3 protein-coding genes are annotated in these 5,552 nt (G+C 67.1%); 1 reads left to right on the top strand and 2 read right to left on the bottom strand.

The window, feature by feature from the left end; all coding sequences use genetic code 11:
• Nucleotides 1–1,122: acyl-CoA carboxylase subunit beta (locus ACLP25_RS19865; protein WP_442470885.1), on the bottom strand; the 1,122-nt coding region annotated here is incomplete at its 3' end.
• Between the two features lie 807 nt (nucleotides 1,123–1,929).
• Here ACLP25_RS19865 and ACLP25_RS19860 point away from each other — a divergent pair.
• Entirely contained in the window at nucleotides 1,930–3,837 is a 1,908-nt protein-coding gene (locus ACLP25_RS19860; RefSeq protein WP_442470884.1) for a phosphoenolpyruvate carboxykinase (GTP), read from the top strand.
• 150 nt (nucleotides 3,838–3,987) lie between these two features.
• Here ACLP25_RS19860 and ACLP25_RS19855 read toward each other — a convergent pair.
• On the bottom strand, nucleotides 3,988–5,552 hold a 1,565-nt coding region (locus tag ACLP25_RS19855; protein WP_442470883.1), incomplete at its 5' end, for an FGGY-family carbohydrate kinase.

Below are 5,552 nucleotides of genomic sequence, written 5' to 3'. Positions count from 1 at the left end.
CTCCTGCTCCACGCCGGGCATGAAGCCGGGAACGTCGACGAGCGTGACGAGCGGAACGTTGAAGCAGTTGCAGAAGCGGATGAAGCGCGCGCCCTTGTCGGCTGCGTCCATGTCGAGCGCCCCGGCGCGGACCGCCGGCTGGTTGGCGATGACGCCGACCACCATGCCCTCGATCCTTCCAAAGCCGACGATCAGATTCTCGGCGAAGGACCGGTGCACCTCGAGGAATTCGTCGGGGTCGACGATATGCTCGATGATGCCGCGCACGTCCATCGGCATTTGCGAATCGTCCGGGATGAGGGCGTAGATGGCCTCGTCCCCGGCGAGCGAGATGTCCGCGGTCGGAAGGTGCGGGGGGTCCTCGGAGTTGTTCTCGGGCAGATAGGAAAGCAGCTTCTGGACGATGCGGATCGCCTCGGCATCGTCCTCGGCGAGAAAATGCACATTGCCGGAAACCGAGGCGTGCATGTCGGCGCTGCCGACCTCCTCCATGGTCACCGCCCGGCCAGTCACCGCCTTGATCACTTCCGGCCCAGTGATGAACATGTAGGCGTTCTTCCGGGTCATGACGACGAAGTCCATGAGCGCGGGCGAATAGGACGCGCCGCCCGCGCAGGGTCCGCAGACCACGGCGATCTGCGGAACGACGCCGGACAAAAGCACGTTCATGTAGAAGACGTCGCCGTAGCCGGAGAGCGCGTCGACGCCTTCCTGGATGCGGGCGCCGGCAGAATCCTTGAAGGCGACGATCGGCGCGCCGAGCTTGGCGGCCTGCTGCATCAGCGCCACGATCTTCTTGGCGTGCATCTTGCCGAGCGAACCGCCGACAACGGTGAAATCCTGGCTGAACGCCGCGACCACCCGGCCGCCGACATAGCCCGTGCCGACGACGACGCCGTCGGCGGGCAGCACCTTGTTCTCCATCCCGAAGAAGCGCCCGGAATGACGCACATGGGCGCCGAGTTCCTGAAACGTGTCCTCCTGGAAGAGCGCGTCGAGCCGGTCCCGCGCCGTCATCAAGCCCTTTTTGCGCCGCTCGGCGAGCTTGTCCGCGCCGCCTCCGACCAGGACCGCCTCGTGGCGCCGGCGGAGATCTTCGAGTTGTTCCAAAGGTAGCGTCATCTCGTCACCCTTCGCCCGGCAGTTGTCGATCGTCGCGAGGGAACACTGCGGCCAGATGCGCCGCTCCGCTCCGGCTGCCCTGAGCCGCAGCGATCAGGCGTTCCCAGCGCGCCCGGGCTCTCGTCCCCCTCGGATACCAGGAACGAACTAACATGTTCGCCCCGAAAAGATACAGATGTTCATAGCCACTTTCCCTCTTGGGCGTCCGAGCCTTTGGTCTTAGCGCGGCGACCGCGATCGCCAGCCGCCATCATCGTAGCGCGTCGCGGGGTCCGGGGCCGATGCGGTCAATCATCGCGGCGGGCTTCGGCGCCCCGCCGCTCGTCGTTTGCCGTCAAGGCGCCCGGAAACGGGCGTGGAGCGATAGTTTCGGCCGCGATCGCGCGCCGCGACAAGGGCCGCCTTTCGTCCCGACCGCGACGATAAGTCGCGGCGCCCGCTGCAGTCTCCGGCCGCCGGATCCGGCCGCGATCCGTGCGGGCGGCCCACGCAACGTCGCGCACTCGTTCTCGCCCTGCAACGGGCGGCGGCGTCATCAAATCGGATCATACCGCAGGGCGCCGCAATCTGCCACATTGAGGGTTGTCGCTTGGCGGTGGACACTCGCTGCTCGAAGGGCCTCGGAGACGTTCCGAACGCCCGCCCTGAAGGGCGCCCCGGATCAGTGTCGTCGGTCCGGGTCCGCCCGCGATCGGGTCGGGCGGGAGGTCGGGTCGTCAACGGAGTTTCGCGACCGCAGCCTTAAGCGGGTCCCATCAGGGCATGCAAAGACGGGTGGGGGCGCGTGTGAAGACCAGGGAGATTGTTGTGGACTACGAACTGAACACACCCGCCGCAAATGCCGCCGCCGTTAATGCGCCGGGCGGTGTGGCCAACGGACGCCTTCTGGCCTGGGTGAACCAGATGCGGCATCTGTGCAAGCCCAAGAACGTCCATTGGGTCGACGGCACGGTCGAGGAAAACGACGCGCTGTGCGAGCAAATGGTCAAGTCGGGCACCTTCATCCGCCTCAATCAGCAGAAACGCCCGAACTCCTACCTCGCACGCTCGCACCCCTCCGACGTGGCGCGGGTCGAGGAAAGAACGTACATCTGCTCGACCAACAAGGTCGACGCCGGCCCCACCAACAACTGGGCGCCGCCGACGGAGATGCGCGCTACGTTGCTTGGGCTTTTCAACGGCTCCATGCGCGGCCGCACCATGTACGTCATCCCGTTCAGTATGGGGCCGCTCGGATCGCCGATCGCCAAGATCGGCGTGCAGATCACCGACAGCCCCTATGTCGTCGTCAATATGAGGATCATGACGCGTATGGGCCGCGCCGTGCTCGACGTGCTCGGCGACGGCGACTTCGTCCCCTGCATGCACTCGGTCGGCGCGCCTCTGGCCCCGGGACAAAACGACGTGCCCTGGCCCTGCGAAGGCGACATCAGCCGCAAGTACATCGTGCACTTCCCGGAGACCTACGAGATCTGGTCCTACGGTTCGGGCTACGGCGGCAACGCGCTGCTCGGCAAGAAGTGTCTCGCCCTGCGCATCGCCTCCGTGATCGCCCGCGACGAAGGCTGGCTCGCCGAGCACATGCTGATCACGGGCATCCACTCGCCGACGGGCGAGAAGACCTATCTCGCCGCTGCGTTCCCGAGCGCCTGCGGCAAGACGAACCTCGCCATGCTGGTGCCGCCGAAAGAGATGGAAGGCTGGAAGGTCACCACGGTCGGCGACGACATCGCGTGGATCAAGAAGGACGAGCTTGGGGTGTTGCGCGCGATCAATCCCGAGGCCGGGTTCTTTGGCGTGGCGCCGGGGACGAACGATGAGTCGAACCCCAACGCCATGGCGAGCTGTACCAAGAACTCCATCTTCACCAACACGGCGCTGACCGATGACGGCGACATCTGGTGGGAGGGGATGACGGAGAAGCCGCCAGCTCATCTGATCGACTGGACCGGCAAGGACTGGACTCCCGGGTGCGGCCGTCCCGCGGCGCATCCGAATTCACGCTTCACCGCGCCGGCCTCTCAGTGCCCGTCGATCGACCCGGACTGGGAGAATCCGGCCGGGGTGCCGATCAGCGGCTTCCTGTTCGGAGGCCGGATGCGCAAGAACATGCCGCTCGTCTTCCAGGCGTTCAACTGGTCGCACGGCGTTTATCTCGCGGCCACGATGGGCTCTGAGGCGACGGCGGCGGCGATCGGCGTGACCGCGACGCGGCGCGACCCCATGGCCATGCTGCCGTTCTGCGGCTACAACATGGCCGACTACTTCAACCACTGGCTGAATGTGGGACGGCAGGTCGCCAACCCGCCGCGCATCTTCCGCGTCAACTGGTTCCGCCGCGACGACGACGGCAACTTCCTGTGGCCCGGCTTCGGCCAGAACATGCGCGTCTTGAAGTGGATCGTCGACCGCCTGCACGGGCGCGGCTACGCGGTGGAGAGCCCGATCGGCTGGATGCCCCGGTACGAGGACATCGACTGGCGCGGCCTTAACTACGACCGCAAGACGTTCCACGACCTCATGGCGGTCAGCAGGGAGGAGGGCGCGGAGGAGGCGCATTCGCACGAGGAGTTGTTTGACCGCTTCTTCGACCGGATTCCCAAGGAGTTCATCTACGAGCGCGAGCTCCTGCGTTCGCGTCTGTGGCGCTCGCCGCAGCGCTGGGAGCTCGCGCGCGAGGGTATCCAAGACCTCGAGGGCGTAGTCTTGGGTTGATCTGGGTCAGCCGGCCCCTGGCGCCGGTCTGAGAAGCGCGCGCGTCCCGGTTGACGTGAAGGACCGCGAGCCGGAGACGGCTCGCGGTCCTCGCGTTTCGGAGCGTCGTCCCCACGCCGGCTGGCGCCAGCCTTCGTGGAGCAGCCCCGCTCACCGCCCATGGCGGAGCGTTCGGTGAAGCTCTTCGTAGAGGGGCGCAAGACGGCGATACATGCGCTTGTAGACCCGGCTGTAGACCTCTTCGTACAGCGCGCCGTGGGCGGGATCGGGCTCGAACGTCTGGCCCAGACGCGTCATCTCGCCGACCGCCGCGGCATAATCGCGGTGCAAGCCGAGCCCCACCGCGCCGACGATGGCGGCGCCGAGCCCCGACGTCTCGAACGTGTGCGGCCGCGCGGCCGGCCGGTTGAAGATGTCGGCGGTCGCCTGCATCGCCGCGGCCGACTGCGAGCCGCCGCCGGACACGCGAAGGCTCGTCACCGGAACGCGCGTCCGAGCCGCGATGCGCTCTGAGCCTTCGCGCAGCGCGTAGGCGAGCCCCTCGAGAATGGCGCGAAAGAGATGCGCGCGCGTATGCGCGTCGGTGAAGCCGATCACCGCGCCGCGCGCCTCCGGGCCGGGGGTGCGCACGCCGGGGGTCCAATAGGGCTGCAGCATCAGGCCGTCGCTTCCTGGCGGCGCATTTTGGACGAGCCGATCGAACAGCGCCTCCGGCGAAACGCCTTCGAGCGGAGCGGCCGCGATTTCCGGGTGACCGAATTGCTCCTTTAACCAGTTCACCATCCAGAAGCCGCGAAAGATCTGCACCTCCGCGATGAACTTGCCCGGCAGCGCGGCCGGATAGGGCGGGATGAAGGGCGTCGCCTCGAAATAGCGAGACATCGTTACGTTGATCGTCGCCGTCGTCCCGTAGGAGATCGCGCCGACCTCGGGCGAGATCGCGCCGGCGCCGAGGACCTCGCAGGCCTTGTCCGCAGCGCCGGCGACGACCGGCAGTCCTGCGGGCAGTCCGGTCGCCTCCGCGGCGTCGCGGGTCAGCGAGCCGAGAATGGAGCCGACCGGGACGAGGTCCGGCATCATGTCGCGCGTCGCGGCGAGGGCGCGCCATTTCCAGTCCCATCCCCGCGCCCAGTCGTGGCGCTTGAAATCGAACGGCAGGTAGCCGACCTGCGAGCCGACCGAATCGGCGAAGCGCCCCGTCAGCCGGTAATTGAGCCAACCGGAAACGAGCAAGACCTTGTGCGTGCGCTGAAGTCGTTCCGGCTCGTGCTCCGCGATCCAGTTGAGCTCCGATTCCCTGGCGAGATGGTCGATCGTCCCGCCGACCCGCGCCGCCATGAACGCGGCGCGCCACCAGAGCGGGATCGGCGGCGTGCGGTGCGCGCGCCGCTGATCGAGCCAGATGATGAAAGGACGCAGCGGCTGGCCCTTGTCGTCGACGAGCGTCAGCGAGCCGCGCTGCGCCGTCACCACGACGCCTTTGGCGCGCGCGATCAGGTCGGGGACTTCCGCCGAGAGCCTTCGTGAGACCGCGGCGCTCGCCTGCCAGAACGCCTCGGCGTCGTGCTCGAGCCATCCGTCCTCAGCCGACACATAGCCGTCAAGCGTCTGCTGGCGCTTGGCGACGATGTTTCCCTTAAGGTCGATGAGCAGCGCCCGGACGCACTGCGTGCCGCAGTCGATGGCGAGCATGAGCTCGTCCGCGGACGCGCCAT

Source organism: Roseiarcus sp., from assembly GCF_052145395.1.
Classification (GTDB): domain Bacteria; phylum Pseudomonadota; class Alphaproteobacteria; order Rhizobiales; family Beijerinckiaceae; genus Roseiarcus.
The sequence above is the reverse complement of the archived record's forward strand: the minus strand, read 5'-3'. Positions and strand labels throughout refer to the sequence as shown.